A 20,620-nucleotide genomic window follows, 5' to 3' on the forward strand; every position below is an offset into this window, starting at 1 on the left:
ACCTTCACGCCTTGACTGTCGGCCATACGCCCACCAGTTGGACACCGCCACAGCCGACCTAGTGACGTCTGCCACAATTAACCGGTTCACAGAATAGGGAAGGACAGCTATGAGCACTCCGTCTGCAGCGCAGAGTCGCAGAGCCGCACTGGGTTCATTCGTCGGCGCGGTCGTCGAATGGTACGACTTTCTGCTCTACGGCCTGGTAGCAGCAACTGTGCTGGGGCAGGTGTTCTTCCCGGAGTCGAGCCCCGTCGCATCGCGTCTGGCGGCTTTCGCAACCCTGGGTGTGGGCTTCCTGTTCAGGCCTTTGGGCGGCATCATCTTCGGCCACTTCGGTGACCGCATCGGCCGTAAGCGGATGCTCGTGTGGACGATGACCATCATGGGTGTTGCCACTGCCCTCATCGGTCTGCTGCCCACATATGCGCAGATCGGCTGGGTGGCTCCGCTGCTTTTGGTGGTTCTGCGCTGTGTGCAGGGCTTGGCCGTCGGCGGTGAGTGGGGTGGTGCGGCAATGCTTGCCGTTGAGAACGCTCCGCGTGGTCTGCGCGCCCTGTTTTCGTCCGGTGTGCAGATTGGCTATTCGGTGGGTCTGCTGCTGTCGACCGCGGCGGTGTCGCTTCTCAACAGCGTCCTGTCTGACGAGGCGTTCACGGCTTGGGGTTGGCGCATCCCGTTTATCTTCAGTGCGATTCTGGTGGCGTTGGGCCTGTGGGTCCGCGCCGGGGTAGAAGAATCCCAAGAGTTCATCCAGGTCGAAAAGCGCCTGCAGCAAGAGGACGAACCTAAGCGTCTGCCGCTGTTCGAGGCGGTCCGCCGCTATCCGGCCCAGCTGGTGCAGATCATCGGTCTGCGGTTCATCGAGCTGTTCTCGATGTACGTTGTGACGACTTTTGCGCTCGCCTTCGCGGTCGACAACCTGGGCTTTGAGCGCCAGATCATGCTCAACGTCAATCTGTTCGTGGGCGGTTTGGGCATTTTGACGATCCCGCTGTTTGCCTACCTCGCCGACAGGTTCGGCCGTATGCGCGTGTACCTGTTCGGTGTGGTTGTCGGGGTGGTTTTTGCGTTCCCGTTCTTCTTCGCCTTGGATAAGGGTGCGTTCATCGGCATTGTCATCTGCGCGATCATTTTGGTGAACATTGCCCACGATGCTGTTGTGGCTGTTCAGCAGCCGCTTTTCGCTTCGATGTTCCCGGCTGAGTTCCGGTATTCGGGTGCTGGAACCGCCTATCAGGTGGCCGCTGCGGTTGCCGGTGGGTTCACACCGTTTATCGCCACGTGGCTGGTGGCAATCGGCAACGGTTCGTGGCTGGGTGTTGCGATTTACCTGGTTGCCGGCTGCCTCATTTCGGGCCTGTGCGGCATCTGGGTTGCGCGCACGCACCGGGAAGCTCACTGAGTGGCCGGCCGGTGCCGGCCAGATGAATAACGAGGTGCCGCTGCCCGGTTGCTGAACCTCCACCTCGTGAGGGGCGTAGCCTGGGAGTGACCTGCAGGTGTCGTTGGGAAGTGGAATGCTGCGGATATGACTGTGACTGCGCCGATCGTTGTCGCTTTGGTCCTGGCTTTGCTTGTCGGGGTGACGATTGGGCTGTTCGGCGGTGGGGGTGGGATTCTCACGCTGCCGATCCTGACCTATGCGGCGGGTTTCCCAACGGAGCAGGCGATTGCGATGTCGTTGTTCATTGTGGGGACAACGTCGCTGATCAGCGCGGTGCGGCATGCGTTCAGCAATCGGGTGCAGTGGAAGATCGGGACGGTTTTTGCGCTCGGTTCGATGGCAGGTTCGTTTTTCGGCGGGAAGCTGTCGGGGTATCTGCCGGGGACTGTGCTCATGCTGATCTTCGGGACCGTGATGTTTGCTGCGGGTATCGGCATGATTCGCCGCCGCCGAGGTGACACTGTCGAACGCCGCCCCAAGGTGTGGTTGGTGGTTGTGCTGGGCACGATGATCGGTGTGATTGCCGGTCTGGTTGGCGCTGGGGGAGGGTTCCTCATTGTGCCGGCGCTCGCCCTGGTGGGCGGTTTGGGTATGAACTTTGCGGTGGCCACGAGCGTGTACATCATTGCGCTGCAGTCAGCGGCTGGTCTGCTTGGTCACTTGGGACAGACGGAGATCCCGTGGGTGTTCACGCTGGTGTTCACGGGACTGTCGATTGTGGGTTCGATGATCGGGGCGTCGTTCATCGGCAAAGTGCCCGAAAGGAAGCTAAAGAAGGGCTTCGGAGTGTTCGTTCTGGCCATGGCGGTGTTCGTGCTGGGCGAGCAGATCCTGTCGGCGGTCTAACTTGTGTCAGTGCCTGCCGCTACTGTGTGACCATGAGCACATCAATCCGTGTAGTTGGGGCAGTCATTCACCGCGAAGGCCAAGTTTTGGCGTGCCGGCGCAAACCGGAAAAGTCCGCTGGTGGACAGTGGGAATTCCCTGGTGGGAAAGTCGAGTCCGGGGAAGATCCTCGGGTGGCTCTAGCGCGCGAGCTCAAGGAAGAGCTTGGATTGACTGACGCGGTAGTCGGCGACCTTGTCACGCGTGAAGTTACTCCGGTCGGCACAAACAACATCGATCTTGCCTGCTATTGGGTGACAACCTCAGCGGATATTTCTTCGAGCACGGATCACGATGCTTTTGAGTGGCTGGCGCCTGAAGACTTTGCCGCCGTCACGTGGGCAAAGCCCGATCTTCCCGCTTTGCAAACGATTGAACAAAGCGGATTCCCGGTGGAAGGCCAATCATGAACGTTCCAGAACTGCAGCCAGGCCTGTACGAAAGCCTTGTGACCACAGGGCTCGAGCGTGTTCTGCAAGAACATGATGGCCGCCTCGAAAGCGTTGTACGGACAATTGATGAAGCTGACCTTCCGCACGTTTTGTCGCGCTATGTTGCGCAGCACGTCGAAGACCAACTGAAGGCACTGAATACAACGGAGCAGCGCGTTGAGTTCGTGAACACGATTCTGGCGGGCATCCGGACGCTACCAGAAGAGGGTCAGCTGTCTCCGGGGCACAAGCCCAGGCAGCTAATGGGTGTGGCGAGGCCGCCTCTTCCGCCACCTACCCCTCCGAGCATCCCGTTGTCAGATGTCGCACTTCTGACGAACGCTTCGAGCGATCCCAGCCTGGGCCCCGTAATTACAAGCGAAATGCAGAGTGCAGATCGGGTCGACATCATCATGTCGTTCATCAAGTGGTCAGGCATTCGTCTTATTCACGATCAGCTGCTCGATCTGCGGCGCAGGGGAGTACCGGTGCGGGTACTCACAACCTCCTATATGGGTGCCACTGAAAAGAAGGCGCTCGACTTCCTGGTCAAGAACTGCGGGGCCGAAGTCCACATCAGCTACGACAACAAGACAACCCGTCTGCATGCCAAGGCATGGATTTTCCACCGGAACACGGGTTATGACACCGCGTACATCGGAAGCTCAAACTTGAGCCATGCGGCAATGGTTGATGGCCTCGAATGGAATGTTCGCGCCTCGCGGGTACAGACACCGGAACTGGTCGAAAAGTTCGAAGCAACCTTTGAAAGCTACTGGCAGTCGCCGACGTTCGAACCGTACGATCCAGAAGCTGACGGTGAACGTCTCGAAAAGGCACTCAACGAAAGCTCAACGAACAAAACTCCGGTTTCATTGTTGGCTAGTTCGCTCGACGTGCGCCCCTACCCGCACCAAGCCATCATTCTGGATGACCTCCAACACGAGCGCCAGGTTTTGGACATTCACAAGAACCTCGTGGTGGCTGCAACTGGTACGGGTAAAACCGTGGTTGCGGCGTTGGACTACCGCCGTTTGTGTCAGGACACCGACGGACCGCGTCCACGCTTGCTGTTCATTGCTCACCGGCAAGAAATTCTCGAACAATCCCTACGGACTTTCCGCGATGTCTTGGGCGATGGGTCGTTCGGTGAACTTTTCTCGAGCGGGTACCAACCCACAGCGTGGGATCACGTGTTTGCGTCGATTCAATTGTTCTCGAAAGAAGAACAACTCTCCCGCTTTGCGCCGGGACACTTTGACGTCATCATCATTGACGAATTTCACCATGGCATGGCTGATTCGTACAGCAGGCTCATCAGCCACTTCACTGAGTACCGCGAATTTCTTGGCCTTACCGCGACCCCCGAAAGGGCGGACGGGCAGAACATTGTTGCGCACTATTTCGGCGGCCGCATCGCCAGCGAGCTCAGACTGTGGACAGCGTTAGATAACGACCTCCTAGTGCCGTTTCACTACTTCGGGATTGCTGATGGTGTCGATGTGTCCGATGTTCAGTTCACAGCGGGTGGTTACAGTGTTTCCGGCCTGAACAAGCTATACACAGGCAATGATGCCCGTGCCCGGAAGATCATTGAGGCAACCACCGACATCGTCTCTAACACCAGCACTATGAAAGCCCTCGGCTTCTGTGTGTCTGTTGAACATGCCGAGTACATGGCGCGAGTCTTTAACGAAGCTGGTATCCCATCCGAAGCTGTCACGGGACAAACGCATCCAAGCATTCGGACTGAAGCCATCGAAAAACTTGCTCGTGGCGAACTCAATTGCCTCATGGCTGTCGATATATTCAACGAAGGCTTCGACCTGCCTGCGATCGACACCATCCTCATGATGCGCCCAACCCAGTCGGCCACCATCTTTATGCAGCAGCTGGGCCGCGGCTTACGCCGCTCTCCAAACAAGTCGGTCCTTACGGTCCTCGACTTCGTTGGTCACCAGCACAAGAATTTCCGCTTTGACATCAAACTGCGTGCGCTCACGGGTCAAGGGCGAAAGAGTCTCCAACAAGCAGCCAAGAAAGGGTTCCCGTTCCTGCCGGCGGGATCGCAGATTGTGCTCGACTCAGTGGTGCAGGAAGAGGTTGTGAGCAACCTGAAGAGTCAGCTTGACATGAAGATCGGTGCCTTCCTGGCGGATGTTCACGAAAACTCTTCAGAGATTGAGAGACAGCAAGGCCTGCGGCTGAAGGAGTACCTCGACAGGACGGATCGCGATCTATCAGCTGTATATAAAGCCAGCGCCAAACGCACGTACAGAGGGGGAACCGGGCCCAACTCGTGGCAGCAATATGAAGCCTGGGCCAATACGCGAGGCAGTTTTCGCCCCAGTGTTGCCGAACAGCTTCTGCTTGAGCGGATGCGCAGTTTTGTGCACGTTGATGACCCGGATAGGTTCCGCGGCTATCGGCGAGTTCTGAACGCAGACGCTGTAACACCCGAGCTTGCGCGGGATCCGCTGGCACTCATGTTGTACTACTCGTTCTGGCCAAGCGGGCACTCGGAGGGCATTGAAGCAGGACTCGAACACCTCCTGCGTGCTGATTATGTGCGTGACGAACTGGGCCAGATCATCGAGTTCCAAGAGTCCCGTTCGCGGGTGGTCCCGCAACCCCTAAGTGGTGGTCTGGACACTCACCCGATCCGCAGTCACGCAACATATTCACGTGAAGAACTACTTGCGGGCCTGGGTGTGGGATCACTCAACAGCGAAAAACCCGGCAGCATCCGCGAAGGCGTCAAATGGGTTCCCGAACTGAAAACCGACATCCTTCTAGTGACCCTGAACAAGTCGGCAGCTGACTATTCGCCAAGCACCATGTACCGCGACTACGCGTTGACGGAAACGCTTTTCCACTGGGAATCACAAAGCCTCACGCGGGCTGAGTCACCCACTGGACAGAGGTACATCAACCACGAACGTGATGGTTCGAACGTCGTGCTGTTTGTGCGTGAATCCAAGGTCGGTGAGATCGGAACCGCACCGTACACCTGCCTGGGTAATGCGCGGTACGTCAGTCATGAGGGCGAAAAACCCATGCAGATCGTGTGGGAGCTTGAACGACCAATGCCAACGCGGCTGTTCGAAGCTGCCAAGGCGGTTCAATAAAACCTGCCGAACAGACCGCTGCTGCTATAACACCTCGGCGGTCCACCCAGAACCCGCCAGACCACCCAATCCCGTGCGCCAGCGCACTGTCCTTGCTAAGGTATCGGCCGTACGACAGGGGAGCGCCTCGGATCAAACCTAGAGATCCGAACAAGGGCGCTGAGAGTGCGATGCCGCAGACCCTCGAACCTGCCCGGTTAGCACCGGCGAAGGAAGTCGAGCACACTCTTGACCCCTCCTTGCCTTGAGGAGGACTCATGACACAGGACAACCGTGTCCAAACCGGACACACAAACAACCACACCAACCCAAGCAACCCGAACACCACCTCGTCATCACAGACGAAAAACCCACAGCCGCAGAACCGCCAAACAAAAACCAGCCTGCGCTGGCGGACCGTTGACATCATCGTCACCGTGGTCATCGCAGTGGCCGTTGGCGTCATCTTCTGGGGAGTCGCCGCCATCTGGGGCGTTTTCGAACTCTGGACCGTCGCATTCCCACCGCTGGTCGGCCTGTTCGGCGGCATCTGGGTGCTCGCAGGCCCACTCGCCGGAATCATCGTCCGCAAACCCGGCGCCGCCCTCATCGCCGAAACACTGGCCGCTGCCGTCGAAGCCGTGCTGGGCTCCAACTTCGGTTCAACCGCCATCATCTCCGGCCTCCTGCAGGGAGCCGGCGCCGAAATCGTGTTTCTCGCCTTCCTCTACCGCAAGTGGAACCTGCCCGTCATGCTCCTGTCCGGCCTCGGAGCGGGCATCACACTGGTTGTCGGCGAAATCGTCATGTACTACGCCAAATGGGCTATGACATTCAAGGTCGTCTACGCCGTGTGCGGAATCGCATCCAGCATTATCATTTCCGGATTGGGTGCATGGCTCCTGTGGAAGGCAATCGTGCCCACAGGCGCACTGTCAGCCTTCGCTTCCGGGCGAACGACAACCACACCCCGCCAGCACACAACCCCCAACCGCACATGAACTGAAAGACCTCGATGACCCACACCGCACACACCACGCCCACACGCAGCCTCACATGGCGCACTGTTGACATCATCGTCGCGGCGGTACTCGCCGTCGCACTCGGTGCCGTGTACTTCGCGTGGACGTCCCTGCGGCCGGTCATCGACGTCCCGTTCAACCTCGTGTTCCCACCCACCACGGGCCTAGTCGGCGGCCTTTACCTGCTGGCCGGGCCCGTGGGGGCACTCATCATCCGCAAACCCGGCGCCGCGATCGTGTGCGAACTCATCGCCGCTGCAACCGAAGCTCTCCTGGGTTCCGTTTTCGGCCCGGTCATCCTGTTCACCGGCCTGTGCCAGGGCATCATGACCGAACTCGTCTTCGCCCTGACCCGCTACCGCCGCTACACCCTCGGCATTTCCGTGCTCGCCGGCCTCGCACCCGCCATTTCGGTGTCCATCACCGACAACATCTTCTGGAACGCCGGCTGGGCCTTCGAATGGCAGCTGGTCTTCGCTGCCTGCGCCCTGGTCTCCGGCCCCGTATTCGCCGGCCTGGGCGGCTGGTTCGTCTACCGCGCCATCCGCCGGACCGGAGTGCTGACCGGATTCGCATCCGGCACCGACCCGCGCCCGAGGCGCCGCTCGCCTCACGCCGCCTCCTCACCCGAAGGGGCGGGTCACCGGGGGAGCCCCTCAGAAAGCGAAAGTCCCGCAGATTCGTGACCACCACCTCGTCATCCCGACCCGCGGCAGTATCCGCCCGCGGGTTCACCTGGTACCACTCCGGCCGAGCCGAACCGGCCGTTTCCGACCTCGACCTTGAAATCCCAGCCGGCCAGAAAGTTCTGCTGGTCGGCGGTTCCGGCGCTGGAAAATCAACGTTCCTTCACGCCGTTGCCGGTGTCCTGCCTGATGAATCCGGCGAACAGTTCGGCGAACTCCTGGTTGACGGCCTCCCACCGGACCCCGCCCGCGGAATCTCCGGGCTTGTTCTGCAAGACCCCGATTCGCAGGTGATCCTCGCCGAAGTCGGCGACGACGTCGCCTTCGGCATGGCCAACGTCGGCATCCCAGCCGCAGACATCGCACGCCGAATCCCCGAAGCCCTCGACATTGTGGGCCTCGACGTCCCGCTGACTCACCCGACGGCAGCCCTGTCCGGCGGGCAGAAACAGCGTCTGGCCATCGCCGGGGTTGTCGTCATGCAGCCGGGCCTGCTGGTGCTTGACGAACCCACCGCCAACCTCGACCCGGCAGCCGTCGAATCCGTGCGCGACTCCATCATCGCCGCGCAAGAAGCCACTGGCGCCACCATGCTGATCGTCGAACACCGCCTGCCGGTGTGGACCGAGCACGTCGACCGGATCGTGGTCCTGGGTCCCGGCGGTGTGCTCGCCGACGGCAGCCCCGACACCATCCTGGCCGACCAAACTCTGCGCCCCTCACTGGAGGCAGCCGGGCTGTGGCTGCCCGACGCCGCCCTGCCCACGCCGTACGTGCCGACCATTGGCGAAACCCTCATGACCGCCGACGGCCTGGGCGTTCAGCGTGAAAACAGCGAACCCGTCGCCGAACTGACCGCCGCCATCCACGCCGGCACAGCGCTCGCCCTGACCGGCCGCAACGGTGTCGGCAAATCCACCACCGCGCTGACCCTGGCCGGTCTGCTCAAACCCGCCTACGGCCAGCTCACCGCGGCAGACCAGCTGACCACCCTCAACGGCACAGTCCGCCAACCCAAACACAGTGACCCCTTCCGGTGGAGCTCCCGCGAACTCGTGCCCCGCATCGGCATGGTGTTCCAAGAACCCGAACACCAATTCCTGCGGCCAACTGTGCTTGACGAACTGCGCTTTGGCCCGCAGCGCGCCGGCTGGGATCCCCAAGCGGCAGACGACCGCGCCGAACAGCTCCTGGCAGCGCTGCGCCTGGAACATCTGGCTGACATCCATCCGCAGCAGCTCTCCGGCGGTGAAAAGCGCCGCCTGTCAGTGGCCGCAATGCTCGCCGCCAGGCCGCGCATCCTCATCATCGACGAACCCACCTTCGGCCAAGACGCCCGCACGTGGCGAGCGCTCGCCGAACTCGTCATCGACGAACTGCGCGCCGGCCAAGCGGTCGTGACCGTCAGCCACGACGAACCCTTCATCGACACCCTGGGGGCGGTACGCTGTGAATTCGCCTGACAACACTCCAAACACCACCGCCCAGCCGACCCCAGCACCCGGTGAGGGTGCGGCGGGCAGCCCGGCGGCGCCTCGTGCCGTGATCCTGCCCCGCTCAGCAGCTCCCGTGCAGGTGGACCTGCTGGTGCCCATTCGCCGGCGCACCGCCTTTGTGCGCGCCAACCCGCTGTCGAAGATGGCGCTCGCGTTCATCCTCATGTGCGGTGTGCTGTTCAGCATCGACATCGTCAGCGCATCCGTCATGCTGGCCCTGCAGGTGCTCCTGTTGCCGTTGACGGGCCTGCGGATCGGCGCGATGCTCAAACGCTTGTGGTTCCTGCCCGGCGCGGCCCTCATCGCCGCCTGGGCCACAACAATCCTGGCGGAGAAAACCGGCGACGTGCTGGTGCACATCGGTCCACTGCTCATCACCACCGGATCGCTGGCCTCCGGTACCGCAATCGGCGTGCGCGTGCTGGCGCTCGCCCTGCCTGGAATCGCCATCGCATCGACCGTCGACCCCACCGACTTGGCCGACGCACTCGTGCAGAAGCTGCACCTGCCGGAGCGGTTCGTCATGTCAGCGCTCGCCGCCACCCGCCTGGTCACGCTGTTCACAGCCGAATGGCAGACGCTGTCCTTTGCCCGCCGCGCCCGAGGTGTCGGCCCCGACACGCTGCTCCGCCGGCTTGGGGGAGTGGTTCCGGTGGCATTTGCGCTGCTCGTCCAGGCAATCCGCCGCGGCACCCGCCTGGCGATGGCCATGGAAGGCAGGGGCTTTGGCACCAGCCGCCGCACCCAGCTGCGCCAGTCACACTTCCACCCGCGGGACGCAGTGATTGTTGGGGTTGGGGTTCTTATGAGTGCGGCAGCCATTGGAGCGGCCGTTGCAGCTGGGACGTGGAACCTGATCCTCACCTGAGGCGGCCTCGCCAGTGCCAGGGGTTGCCGTTCGCGGCCGGGGTGACCGGCGGCTGCGGCTGACCGAGCCTGCGATCACTGGAAGAATGAGTGTGTGAGCACTCAGCAGAACACACCCGTGACAGAAGAAGACCGCCGCATAGCCCTCCGGCGCATGCGCACCCTGGCCACCGGCCTTCTGGTGGCCGCGGCGCTCATCTGGTTGGCCACCGTCATCTTCACCGACAGCACGGGCGTGTGGGGCTTCGTCAAAGCCGGTTCCGAGGCGGCCATGATCGGTGCTCTGGCCGACTGGTTTGCCGTCACCGCGCTGTTCCGCCACCCGCTTGGTCTGCCGATTCCGCACACCGCGATCATCCCGCGCAAAAAGGATGTGCTCGGCGAAAGCCTGTCGGCGTTTGTCGCATCGAACTTCCTCACCTACGACACCGTCGCCCCAAAGGTGGAATCCGCTCGTGTCACACAGCGGGTCGGCGCGTGGCTGAGCAAACCCTCCTCGCAGGATGCGGTGGTCCGCCGAGCAGGCATGGGCCTGCAGTACGTGCTCGATCGGGTTGACGACGACGCCGTTGCCGACCTCACTCGCGACGTCCTCGTTCCCCGGCTCATCCAAGTGCGCAAAGCACCTGTGCTGGGCCGCCTCATGCAGGAGATCGTCGCCGATGGTGCGCACGAACACCTGGTCGACCTCGTTGCCGGGGAAGCTCACTCCTGGCTGCTGTACAACCCGCAGGTGGTTGATGACATCGTCAGCCAGCGCGCCCCCGAATGGGTGCCCAGGTTCGCCAACCGCATGGTGTCGGACAAACTGCACCGCGAAATCGTCGGCTGGATCGCCGATGTGCGCGACAACCGCAGCCACCGCGCTCGCGGAGCGCTCAACGAATGGCTGACCGGCATCGGCACGCAGCTGCAAGAGGAATCCTCACTGGCTGAGCGGGTCGAGGCGACCCTGGCTGACATGCTGTCGCGCGAGGCGGTGGTCACCTCGGCTGTTGCCATGTGGGAATCGACATCCCGCCTTCTGCGCGAATCCGTGCTTGACGCCGACGGCACCGTCCAGCAGAAGCTGCGGGACGGGCTGGCCGAATTCGCCGCCCGCATGACAGACGACGAAGCCTTTGCGAACAAGTGGAACCACACACTGGCCGTCGCCGTAGCCGACGGCGTGGAGTCCTTCGGCGGTGAGCTCACCAGCGTCATATCGGACACGATCGCCAGCTGGGACGCACGCGAAGCTGCTGAAAAGATCGAACTCTACGTGGGCAAAGACCTGCAGTACATCCGCATCAACGGAACCGTCATCGGCTGCCTGGCGGGCCTGCTCATCCGCACCGTCGCAGTGCTCATAGGGGGTTGAGCCTGCCGCTGACCAGGTGACCCCAGCCCAACCGGGCGGGGCGGAGGAGGTGCCCTCCACCTCGTGAGAGGACCGGACCGGTCATGTCCGTGGGTGGCCCTATGATGGTGAGCCGCGGGGAAGCCCGCGCGTAGGGGGAGAAAGACTGATGGCAGACAACACATGGGAACACGCAGACGCCGGTCTGCGCACACCACCGCAGGACCGTGACGCCGAAGCCAGTGTGCTCGGCGGCATGATGCTGTCAAAGGACGCAATTGCGGACGTTGTCGAACTCCTGCGCGGTGACGACTTCTACATCCCGTCGCACGAAACCATCTACAACACCATCCTCGACCTCTACGCCGCTGGTGAACCCGCAGACGCCGTGACCGTGGCCAACGCCCTGTCCAAAGCCGGCTCCATCGCCCGGATCGGCGGCCCCGCCTACCTGCACACCCTCATTTCGTCCGTGCCCACGGCAGCCAACGCCGGCTTCTACGCGAACATCGTTCGTGAACAGGCCATGCTGCGCAAACTCGTCGAGGCCGGCACCCGCATTGTGCAGATGGGCTACGACGCCGAAGGCGACACAGAAGACCTCGTCAACCGGGCACAGGCCGAAATCTATTCCGTCACCGAACGCAACGCATCGGAAGACTACGTGCGGCTGTCAGAAGTTCTGGGGCCCACAGTTGAAGAAATCGAGCGCTCCGGAGCCCACGACGGCGACACCATTGGTGTACCCACCGGCTTCTACGAATTCGACGAACTCACCAACGGCCTGCACGCCGGGCAGATGATCGTCATCGCCGCCCGCCCCGGTATGGGCAAATCAACGCTGGCCCTGGACTTCGCGCGCTCTGCCGCCATTCATAACAGCCAGACCACCGTCATCTTCTCGCTGGAAATGGGCCGGCAGGAACTGACCATGCGCCTGCTGTCAGCCGAATCCGGCATCCCACTGCAGGCCCTGCGCCACGGCGACCTCGACCAGAGCCGCGACTGGACCACCCTGGCCAACACCATGGGACGCATCAACGACGCCCCGCTGTACATGGACGACTCCCCGAACATGGCGCTCACCGAAATCCGGGCCAAGTGCCGCAGACTCAAACAGCAGCATGACCTCAAAATGGTCGTCATCGACTACCTGCAGCTCATGACCTCCGGTAAGCGCGTCGAATCACGCCAGCAGGAAGTCTCCGAATTCTCCCGTTCGCTCAAACTGCTGGCCAAGGAACTCGAAGTCCCCGTCATCGCACTGTCCCAGCTGAACCGTTCGTCCGAACAGCGCACGGATAAGCGCCCTATGGTGTCTGACCTGCGTGAGTCCGGTTCGATCGAGCAGGACGCCGACATGGTTCTGCTGATCCACCGCGAAGACGTCTACGACCCTGAATCGCCGTCGGCAGGCGAAGCGCAGATCATCGTCGCCAAGCACCGAAACGGACCCACCGGCGAAATCACCGTCGCATTCCAGGGCGCGAAGTCGCGCTTTGCGAACATGCCGCGGTAAGCGCGAGCGTTTGGTGCCCGGGAGCGGCAGGCGACCGGCACCTCGGGCCCGAAAACGTTACGGAACCGGCACCTGAGAGCCGACTCGGAAAAGTGTGCATAAACGCTGGACGGGGTAGACTGAGCGTGAATGTCCTAATCCGCTTTAGTGAAGAGGTCACTTATGCAGGTCATCGGTGCCATCATCGCCCTCATCGTTTTCGTCGCCATGTGGGTACTTCTGCCCGCTCTGTGCGTCGCAATCGGCTGGGTTATGTGCTGGATCTACGAGCTTGGCCGCCGCGCGTTCTTCAACCACGCAGCGCACCAGTCAAAGATTGATCAGCTGGCAAAGACCACCAACTGAACTAGTTGAGCTGAAAGCCGGTCCGCCTACCGCGGACCGGCTTTTTATGTCTTTTTTCAACCGTTAACCACTAATCCGAAAGGAGCGAGCGATGATTCTGTACGGAGTCGCCGCGCTCGCCGCAAGCGTGCTGGCCGGCACCATCATCGGTGAAATCCTCGGCCAGCTTCTGGGCGTCGACGCCAACGTCGGGGGTGTGGGCTTCGGCATGATCCTCCTGATTGCGCTCACCACCTGGCTGCGCAGCAAAGGCAAACTGCCCGCCCCCACAGAACACGGCGTCCTGTTCTGGAACGCCATGTACATCCCGATCGTCGTCGCCATGGCCGCAATCCAAAACGTCTACGCGGCCGTTGGCGCCGGTCCTGTCGCCTTGGCAGCCGGTGTGGCCGCCACTGTCGTCAGCCTCGCCATGGTGCCGCTGCTGTCCAAGATCGGTGCTCCGTCTGAGCCTCTGCCGGACGTTGAAGAACCAACGGAGGCAGCCGAGCCAGCCGAAGCCACGGAAGGCAGGGGTCGCTGATGCTCGACGCTGTTGTTTCAGTTCTTGAAGACCTCGACCTGCTGGTGGCATTCGTTGTCGTCGCAGTCATCATGATCGTCTCCGGCTGGCTGTCGAAAACCCTCACAAAAGGACGCCTGCAGGCTTCTGCCATCGCAATCGTCTTAGGCCTGGTGCTCGCCTACTTCGGCGGCCTGGCCACCGGCGGCAAGAAGGGCATTTCCGACATCGCCATATTCGGCGGAATGGCCCTGCTGGGCGGGTCAATGCTGCGCGACTTCGCGATCGTGGCAACCGCCTACGGCATTGACGTGCGCGAACTCAAACGATCCGGACTGCCCGGTGCTCTGTCGCTCATCATCGGCGTTGTGCTGTCGTTTATCGTCGGCGCCGGCGTGGCGCTTGCTTTCGGCTACCGGGACGCAGAATCAATCGCAACGATCGGTGCGGGAGCCGCCACCTACATCGTCGGCCCCGTCACCGGAACCGCAGTCGGCGCATCTGAAACTGTGATCGCCCTGTCGGTTGCCGCCGGCCTGGTGAAGTCGGTGCTTGTCATGATCGGCACACCGTTCGCGGCGAAGCTCATCGGGCTGAACAACCCGAAGTCCGCCATGATCTACGGCGGACTCATGGGCACAACTTCCGGTGTCGCAGCCGGCCTGGCTGCAACCGACGAACGCCTGGTTCCCTATGGCGCCATGACCGCCACCTTCTACACCGGCCTGGGCTGCCTGCTGGGTCCGAGCGTGTTCTACCTGGCGGTCCGGGCGTTCACGGGCTGACTCCGGCTGAGCCATCACAGGATGATTTTGTAGCCCTCGTGGGTGGCCTCAAAGCCCAGCCGGTCGTAGAACCGGTGGGCGTCGGTGCGGGTCTTGTCGGTTGTCAGCTGCACAAGCCCGCACCCGGAATGGCGGGCGCAGTCGATTGCCCACCGCATGAGCGCGCTGCCCAGTCCCATGCTCTGGTAGTCGTCCGCCACGCGGACGGCCTCCACCTGCAGGCGCGACATGCCCTTCCGGCTGAGGCCGGGCAGGAACGTCACCTGGAACGTCCCGGCAAGCGGGACGGGCTCGCTTTCACCGGATTCTTCTGACGAGGCGCCGCGCGCCTCTCGCACGGTCAGGAGGGCATTGTCTGGGCTCGCCTCGATGAGGTCGAAGGCCCGCTCATAGGCTTCGGCATTCTCCTGCCAGCCCTCACGGCCGACCCCGAGAACGTCGTCGGTCAGAAGCTCGACGATTGGCCGGACATCGTTCTTCGTCGCCTTGGTGATGGAGAAAGTGCGGCCGGCAACGGTGACCTGCGAGGGAAGACAGTAGGAGAACATGCCGAAAGTCTAGGACGAAAGGCGACAGGCACCTCGGCAGCTGTGCATTTAATCGCGCAATGGAGGCAAAAACGGCGACTTTGCCTCCCTATTCCACCCAGTCAGCAGAAAAACAGCTGCGGGGGCGGCTGCGGATAAGTCCGCAACCGCCCCCGCAGCTGTTTCAGTTCGTGCAGGAACGTGCACTACACGCGGATCAGAGGAAGGCTTCGCCGGCCTCTGCGCGCTTCTTGAGGTATTCGGAAGGTGCGAAGCGTTCGCCGTACTTCTGCGCGAACTCTTCAGCGCGAGCAACAAAGGCCTTCATGCCGCCGGGGTAGCCGTTGATGTACTGGAGCACACCACCGGTCCAGGCGGGGAAGCCGATGCCGAGGATCGAACCGATGTTGCCATCGGCCACGGTCGTGAGAACGCCCTCTTCCAGGCAGTTGACGGAGTCGATTGCCTCAGCGAACAGCATGCGCTCACCAAGTTCGTGAATGTCGACGCCTTCGTGCTTGGAGTTGTACTTCTCACGCAGGCCAGGCCACAGGCGGGCGCGCTTACCGTCTTCGTATTCGTAGAAGCCTGCGCCGTCCTTGCGTCCGGGGCGACCTTCGTTGATCATCCACTCGACAACGTCCAGCCCGAACTCTTCGAAGCGCTTGCCCTCAGCCTGGTTGGCCGCACGGGTTTCGTCCGCAATCTTCTTGTTCAGGGTGAGCGTCAGTTCGTCCATCAGCTGCAGCGGGCCAGCGGGGTAGCCGGCCTGCAGGGCAGCCTGTTCGATCATCTGCGGTTCGACACCCTCGCCGACCATGCCGATGGCTTCCAGGAGGAACGTGCCGATGACGCGCGAGGTGAAGAAGCCGCGCGAATCGGTGACCACGATCGGGGTCTTGCGGATCTGCTGAACGAAGTCGAAGGTCTTCGCAAGCACAGCGTCCGAGGTCTTCTCGCCGCGGATGATCTCCACCAGCGGCATCTTGTCGACCGGGCTGAAGAAGTGGATGCCGATGAAGTCTTCCTTGCGCTCGACACCTTCTGCCAGTGTGGTGATCGGCAGGGTCGAGGTGTTGGAACCGAGAACAGCGTCGGGTTCGACAACATCCTGGATTTCCTGGAACACCTGCTGCTTGACGTCGACGTTCTCGAAAACAGCTTCGATGACGAAGTCAACGCCCTTGAAGTCCTCTGCGTCGCCGGTGGTGGTGATGCGGTCAAGCAGAGCCTGTGACTTGTCTTCGGTTGTGCGGCCGCGCTCAAGCGCCTTGGCTTCGAGCTTCCGGGCGTAATCCTTGCCCTTTTCGGCTGCTTCCTTCGACACGTCCTTGAGCACAACGTCGATGCCGGCCTTCGCGCTGACGTAGGCGATTGCGGCACCCATCATGCCGGCACCGAGAACACCGACCTTGGTGGCCTGGAACTTCTCAAAGCCCTCGGGGCGGGACTTGCCGGCCTTGATGGCCTGCATGTTGAAGAAGAACGCCGTGATCATGTTGGTCGACGTGGGGTGCGCCAGCAGGCTGATCAGGTAGCGCGACTCAATTGTCGAGGCGGTGTCGAAGTCCACGCGGGCACCTTCGACTGCCGCTGACATTGCGGCAAGCGGGGCCGGCATGGGCGCACCCTTGAGCTGCTTGCGCAGCTGTGCGGGAAGTGCCGCAACCAGACCCTGGTTGTCCTTCGGAGCACCGCCGGGGATTGTGAAGCCTCGTTCATCCCACGGCTTGACGGGTGCCGGGTTTTCCTTGATCCAAGCGCGAGCGGCTTCGTCCATCTGGTCCAGCGGAACGACGTCGTCGATCAGCCCGATGGCCAGTGCCTTTTCCTGGTCGAACGGCTTAGCCGGCAGGATGACGTTCTGGAGTGCCTTCTGCAGGCCGAGCATGCGGGTGACACGGGTGACACCGCCGCCGCCGGGCAGCAGGCCCAGGCTGACTTCGGGCAGACCCAGCTGGATGCGGCCGTTGTCAGACGCGGCGATCCTGTGGTGGCAGGCCAGCGCAAGTTCGAAGCCGCCGCCGAGTGCCGCACCGTTGATGGCTGCGACAACCGGCTTGCCCAGCTGCTCCAGACGACGCATGAGGGCCTTGGTGTATTCAAGCTTTTCGAATTCGGCTTCCAGAGCCTCTTGAGGCATGTTGAGGAAGCCGGTCAGGTCGGCACCTGCGAACCAGATCTTCTTTTTGGCGCTCTTGATGATGACGCCGGTGATCGAGTCGACTTCCGCTTCCAGACGCTCGACGGTCCCTTCGAGCGAGGTGAGGAAGTGCTGGTTCATGATGTTGGCGCCGCTGTTCGGATCGTCCATTGTGATGGTGACGATTCCGTCGGGGCTCTGCGACCAGTCGTATCCGGTGTATTCAGTCATGGTTTTTCCCCTCAGACTCGCTCGATGATGGTTGCGATGCCCATGCCGCCGCCGATGCACAGGGTGGCGAGGCCGCGCTTGAGGTCACGGCGCTCGAGTTCGTCCAGCAGCGTGCCCAGGATCATGGCGCCGGTGGCACCCAGCGGGTGGCCCATGGCGATGGCGCCGCCGTTGACGTTGACCTTGTCGTGCGGGATGTTGAGGTCCTTCATCCACTTGAGCACAACGGCCGCGAACGCTTCGTTGAGTTCGAACAGGTCGATGTCCTCAACCTGCAGGCCCGCAGTCTTGAGCACCTTTTCGGTGGCGGGGGTGGGGCCGGTGAGCATGATCGTCGGGTCCGATCCGGTGACGGCGGTGGCGACGATGCGGGCGCGCGGCTTCATACCGAGCTTGTCGCCGATGGCTTTGTTGCCGACCAGGGTCAGCGCGGCACCGTCGACGATGCCGGAGGAGTTTCCTCCGTGGTGGACGTGGTCGATCTTTTCGATGTGTGCGTACTTTTGCAGTGCAACAGCGTCGAAGCCGACTTCTTCGCCGAGCTTGGTGAAGGAGGGCTTGAGCTTTGCGAGGTCGTCCACGGTGGTGCCGGGGCGGCGGTGTTCGTCTTCTGCCAGAACGGTGAAGCCGTTCATGTCCTTCACGGGAACGATCGACTTGTCGAAGTAGCCGTTCTGCCAGGCGTTTTCGGCGCGCTTCTGCGATTCGACGGCGTATGCGTCGCAGTCTTCGCGGCTGAAGCCTTCCGTGGTGGCGATGAGGTCAGCGCCGATGCCCTGCGGGGCGAAGTAGGAGTGGTATGCCGTCTGCGGGTCTTCTGACCATGCGCCGCCGTCGGATCCCATGGGGACGCGGGACATGGATTCGACACCGCCGGCGAGCACCAGCTGGTCCCAGCCGGCCGAGGTCTTCTGGGCGGCCGTGTTGACGGCTTCCAGGCCCGAGGCGCAGAACCGGTTGAGCTGGACACCTGCCACGGTGTCGGGCAGGCCGGCCGCGATCGCTGCCGTGCGGGCGATGACAGCGCCCTGTTCGTCGACGGGGGTGACCACGCCGAGCACGATGTCGTCGATTTCCTTGGGGTCAGCCTCGGGGTTGCGCTCGAGAATGGCGTCGATGAGGCCGGTCACGAGGTCAATGGGCTTGGTTCCGTGCAGTGCGCCGCCGCGGTTCTTACCGCGCGGGGTGCGCACCGCGTCATAGATGTACGCGTCTGACATCGGTGTCCTCCGATCTGGGGAGCAGTTTGTGTCTAAGCTAACACAAACCAAACGATCGTTCAGTGGGATCTCGCGCATTGCACACACTCCGCGCTCGTAGCCTAGAAGCATGGAGACTCTCACCCCGCTGCCGGAAGATCCGAACCGCTATCGCGCCAAGCCGACGGTCATGGAAGCGCTGCGCTCGCCGAAGATTCTGTCGCGCGAGGTGCTGGCTGGTCTGGTGGTGGCTCTGGCCCTCATCCCGGAGGCGATTGCGTTCTCCGTCATTGCGGGTGTTGATCCCAAAGTGGGTCTGTTCGCCAGCTTCATCATGGCGGTCGTAACGGCGATCGTCGGCGGTCGGCCCGCAATGATTTCCGCGGCAACGGGAGCGGTTGCGCTTGTCATCGCTCCGGTTTCACGGCAGTACGGTTTCGACTACTTCATCGCCACCGTCATCCTCGCCGGAATCTTCCAGGTGACACTGGCGCTGCTGGGTGCGCCGAAGCTCATGCGGTTCATCCCGCGCAGCGTGATGGTCGGCTTCGTCAATGCACTGGCGATCCTCGTGTTCATGTCCCAGCTGCCGCACCTGTTCAATGTGCCCAGCGCCGTTTACTGGCTGGTGGCAGCGGGACTCGTGCTGCTGATCGTGATTCCCAGGTTCCTGCCGAGTGTATGGGCGCCCCTCATCACAATCGTGGTCATGACGATCGCGGTGGTGTCCTTCGGCATCACCGTGCCGACCGTGGGTGATCAGGGCGAACTGCCCAGCAGCCTACCCGGCTTCTTCCTGCCCAATGTGCCGCTGACCCTGGAGACCTTCACAACGATCGCGCCCTACTCTTTGGCGATGGCAATCGTCGGTCTGCTGGAATCACTGCTGACCGCCAAACTCGTCGATGAGATCACGGATACGCACTCCCGGAAGGTCCGCGAAAGCATGGGCCAGGGAATCGCGAACATGGTCTCCGGGTTCTTTGGCGCGATGGGCGGTTGCGCTGTCATCGGCCAGACGATGATCAACGTCAAGATCTCCGGTGCACGCACGCGGATCTCCACATTCCTGTCCGGAATCTTCCTGCTGATCCTCGTGGTCACACTCGGCGACACCGTCGGCCGGGTACCCATGGCAGCACTCGTGGCGGTCATGATGATCGTCGTCTACCAGACCTTCGACTGGCGTTCGATCGCCCCGAAGACGCTCAAGCGCATGCCGAAGTCCGAAACTGCGGTCATGCTCATCACCGTCGTGTTCGTCGTCATCAGCGGCAACCTGGCGGTGGGTGTCGGTGCCGGCGTCATTGCAGCCGCGATCCTCTTTGTGCGCAAGGTGGCGCACTTTGCGGAAGTTGAGCGGCACCTCGACAGTGATCCGGACAGCGGCCGTGAGCGTGCCCGCTACACGGTCACCGGCGAGCTGTTCTTCGCCTCGAGCAATGACCTGACAACGCAGTTCGGCTATTCAGAAGACCCCGACCTCGTGGTGATCGACATGACGAAAACGCGGGTGTGGGACGCCTCGACCGTCACCGCGCTGGATGCGATTGTCACGAAGTACGCCGAACTGGGCACAGAGGTGCACTTCAGGGGCATGGACGATGTCACTCGACAGCTGTACGGACGGCTGAGCGAAGACACTCACTCCTCACGGTGAGGCGTGGCTACGGCAGGGGTCCCGGCGGCACACAGCAGCCCTCAGCCGAAAGAGATTGCTGAAGATAAGAATTCGACTGTTGACACAGGGTCTAGTCTGAAAGTGCAAGCTTCAGTTAAGCGTGAGGAGTATCCAAATGCTGAAGAGAAGAACTGCAACTGCTGTGGCCATCTCCGCCATTTCGGCGGCGTCGATTTTTGGTTGAGGGTGCGGCTAATGCCGCCCTCAGGTAAACCAAGTTTCAGCTTCTGACGAAGTTGGCCTGACTCATGGGGAGCTGTACCAAGCTCTAGCCGATTCTCCCCTTGAGAAAAAAGACGAGTACCTCAACGGAGAGGCCGTAACAACGTTCACCGCAGAGAACGGCGTGAGCATCAGCTTGCCTAAGCCTTCAGATAAGGGGCTCTTCCGGTTTCAGAGTGCGTGACG

At 61.9% G+C, this 20,620-nt stretch carries 17 protein-coding genes and 1 riboswitch; of the genes, 14 read left to right on the plus strand and 3 right to left on the minus strand.

What is annotated here, in order from left to right; genetic code table 11:
- Positions 1-109: 109 nt before the first annotated feature.
- The 13 genes from shiA (at position 110) to madM (ending at position 14,431) form a co-directional block, all read left to right on the plus strand.
- Entirely contained in the window at positions 110-1,405 is a 1,296-nt protein-coding gene (gene shiA, locus HMPREF3172_RS03425; RefSeq protein WP_070515428.1) for a shikimate transporter, read from the plus strand.
- Between the two features lie 126 nt (positions 1,406-1,531).
- Entirely contained in the window at positions 1,532-2,293 is a 762-nt protein-coding gene (locus HMPREF3172_RS03430; RefSeq protein ID WP_083281393.1) for a sulfite exporter TauE/SafE family protein, read from the plus strand.
- A 32-nt stretch (positions 2,294-2,325) separates the two neighbouring features.
- Positions 2,326-2,742, plus strand: coding sequence for a (deoxy)nucleoside triphosphate pyrophosphohydrolase (locus HMPREF3172_RS03435; protein ID WP_070515430.1), 417 nt, complete (start codon positions 2,326-2,328; stop codon positions 2,740-2,742).
- A complete protein-coding gene (locus HMPREF3172_RS03440; protein ID WP_083281394.1) occupies positions 2,739-5,891 on the plus strand; it encodes a DEAD/DEAH box helicase in 3,153 nt (1,050 codons plus the stop codon). Before HMPREF3172_RS03435 ends, HMPREF3172_RS03440 begins: the two co-directional genes overlap by 4 nt.
- A 106-nt stretch (positions 5,892-5,997) precedes the next feature.
- Positions 5,998-6,123: riboswitch (TPP riboswitch) on the plus strand.
- A gap of 25 nt (positions 6,124-6,148) precedes the next feature.
- Entirely contained in the window at positions 6,149-6,871 is a 723-nt protein-coding gene (locus HMPREF3172_RS03445) for an ECF transporter S component (RefSeq protein ID WP_083281395.1), read from the plus strand.
- A gap of 14 nt (positions 6,872-6,885) precedes the next feature.
- Positions 6,886-7,578, plus strand: coding sequence for an ECF transporter S component (locus tag HMPREF3172_RS03450; RefSeq protein ID WP_070515432.1), 693 nt, complete (start codon positions 6,886-6,888; stop codon positions 7,576-7,578).
- The gene (locus HMPREF3172_RS03455; RefSeq protein ID WP_070515435.1) at positions 7,575-9,041 is read left to right on the plus strand and encodes an ABC transporter ATP-binding protein; all 1,467 of its coding nucleotides are present in this window, start codon (positions 7,575-7,577) and stop codon (positions 9,039-9,041) included. Before HMPREF3172_RS03450 ends, HMPREF3172_RS03455 begins: the two co-directional genes overlap by 4 nt.
- Entirely contained in the window at positions 9,028-9,942 is a 915-nt protein-coding gene (locus HMPREF3172_RS03460) for an energy-coupling factor transporter transmembrane component T family protein (RefSeq protein ID WP_083281396.1), read from the plus strand. Before HMPREF3172_RS03455 ends, HMPREF3172_RS03460 begins: the two co-directional genes overlap by 14 nt.
- Before the next feature lie 93 nt (positions 9,943-10,035).
- Positions 10,036-11,301, plus strand: coding sequence for a DUF445 domain-containing protein (locus tag HMPREF3172_RS03465; RefSeq protein WP_070515437.1), 1,266 nt, complete (start codon positions 10,036-10,038; stop codon positions 11,299-11,301).
- Positions 11,302-11,449: 148 nt separating this feature from the next.
- Complete coding sequence (gene dnaB / locus HMPREF3172_RS03470; RefSeq protein ID WP_019174251.1) at positions 11,450-12,799, plus strand: replicative DNA helicase; 1,350 nt, start codon at positions 11,450-11,452, stop codon at positions 12,797-12,799.
- Positions 12,800-12,961: 162 nt separating this feature from the next.
- Positions 12,962-13,144, plus strand: a complete 183-nt coding sequence (locus HMPREF3172_RS03475) for a hypothetical protein (RefSeq protein WP_070515439.1) — start codon at positions 12,962-12,964, stop codon at positions 13,142-13,144.
- Positions 13,145-13,235: 91 nt separating this feature from the next.
- Positions 13,236-13,667: a malonate transporter subunit MadL gene (gene madL / locus HMPREF3172_RS03480; RefSeq protein WP_083281397.1), complete on the plus strand. Its 432-nt coding sequence runs from the start codon at positions 13,236-13,238 to the stop codon at positions 13,665-13,667.
- Positions 13,667-14,431: a malonate transporter subunit MadM gene (madM, locus tag HMPREF3172_RS03485; RefSeq protein ID WP_070515441.1), complete on the plus strand. Its 765-nt coding sequence runs from the start codon at positions 13,667-13,669 to the stop codon at positions 14,429-14,431. Before madL ends, madM begins: the two co-directional genes overlap by 1 nt.
- Before the next feature lie 14 nt (positions 14,432-14,445).
- Here the strand turns inward: madM and HMPREF3172_RS03490 are convergent, their stop codons facing one another.
- The 3 genes from HMPREF3172_RS03490 to HMPREF3172_RS03500 all read right to left on the minus strand — a co-directional run bounded on the left by HMPREF3172_RS03490 (position 14,446) and on the right by HMPREF3172_RS03500 (position 18,552).
- Positions 14,446-14,979, minus strand: a complete 534-nt coding sequence (locus tag HMPREF3172_RS03490; RefSeq protein WP_070515443.1) for a GNAT family N-acetyltransferase — start codon at positions 14,977-14,979, stop codon at positions 14,446-14,448.
- A 196-nt stretch (positions 14,980-15,175) separates the two neighbouring features.
- Entirely contained in the window at positions 15,176-17,332 is a 2,157-nt protein-coding gene (locus HMPREF3172_RS03495; RefSeq protein WP_070515445.1) for a 3-hydroxyacyl-CoA dehydrogenase NAD-binding domain-containing protein, read from the minus strand.
- Positions 17,333-17,343: 11 nt separating this feature from the next.
- Positions 17,344-18,552, minus strand: coding sequence for an acetyl-CoA C-acetyltransferase (locus HMPREF3172_RS03500; RefSeq protein ID WP_070515446.1), 1,209 nt, complete (start codon positions 18,550-18,552; stop codon positions 17,344-17,346).
- Between the two features lie 109 nt (positions 18,553-18,661).
- Here HMPREF3172_RS03500 and HMPREF3172_RS03505 point away from each other — a divergent pair, with 109 nt between their 5' ends.
- Positions 18,662-20,191, plus strand: coding sequence for a SulP family inorganic anion transporter (locus tag HMPREF3172_RS03505; protein ID WP_070515448.1), 1,530 nt, complete (start codon positions 18,662-18,664; stop codon positions 20,189-20,191).
- The last annotated feature ends 429 nt before the right edge of the window (positions 20,192-20,620 follow it).

Origin of the sequence: Brevibacterium sp. HMSC08F02, from assembly GCF_001807555.1 — a bacterium.
GTDB classification, from domain to species: Bacteria; Actinomycetota; Actinomycetes; order Actinomycetales; family Brevibacteriaceae; genus Brevibacterium; species Brevibacterium ravenspurgense.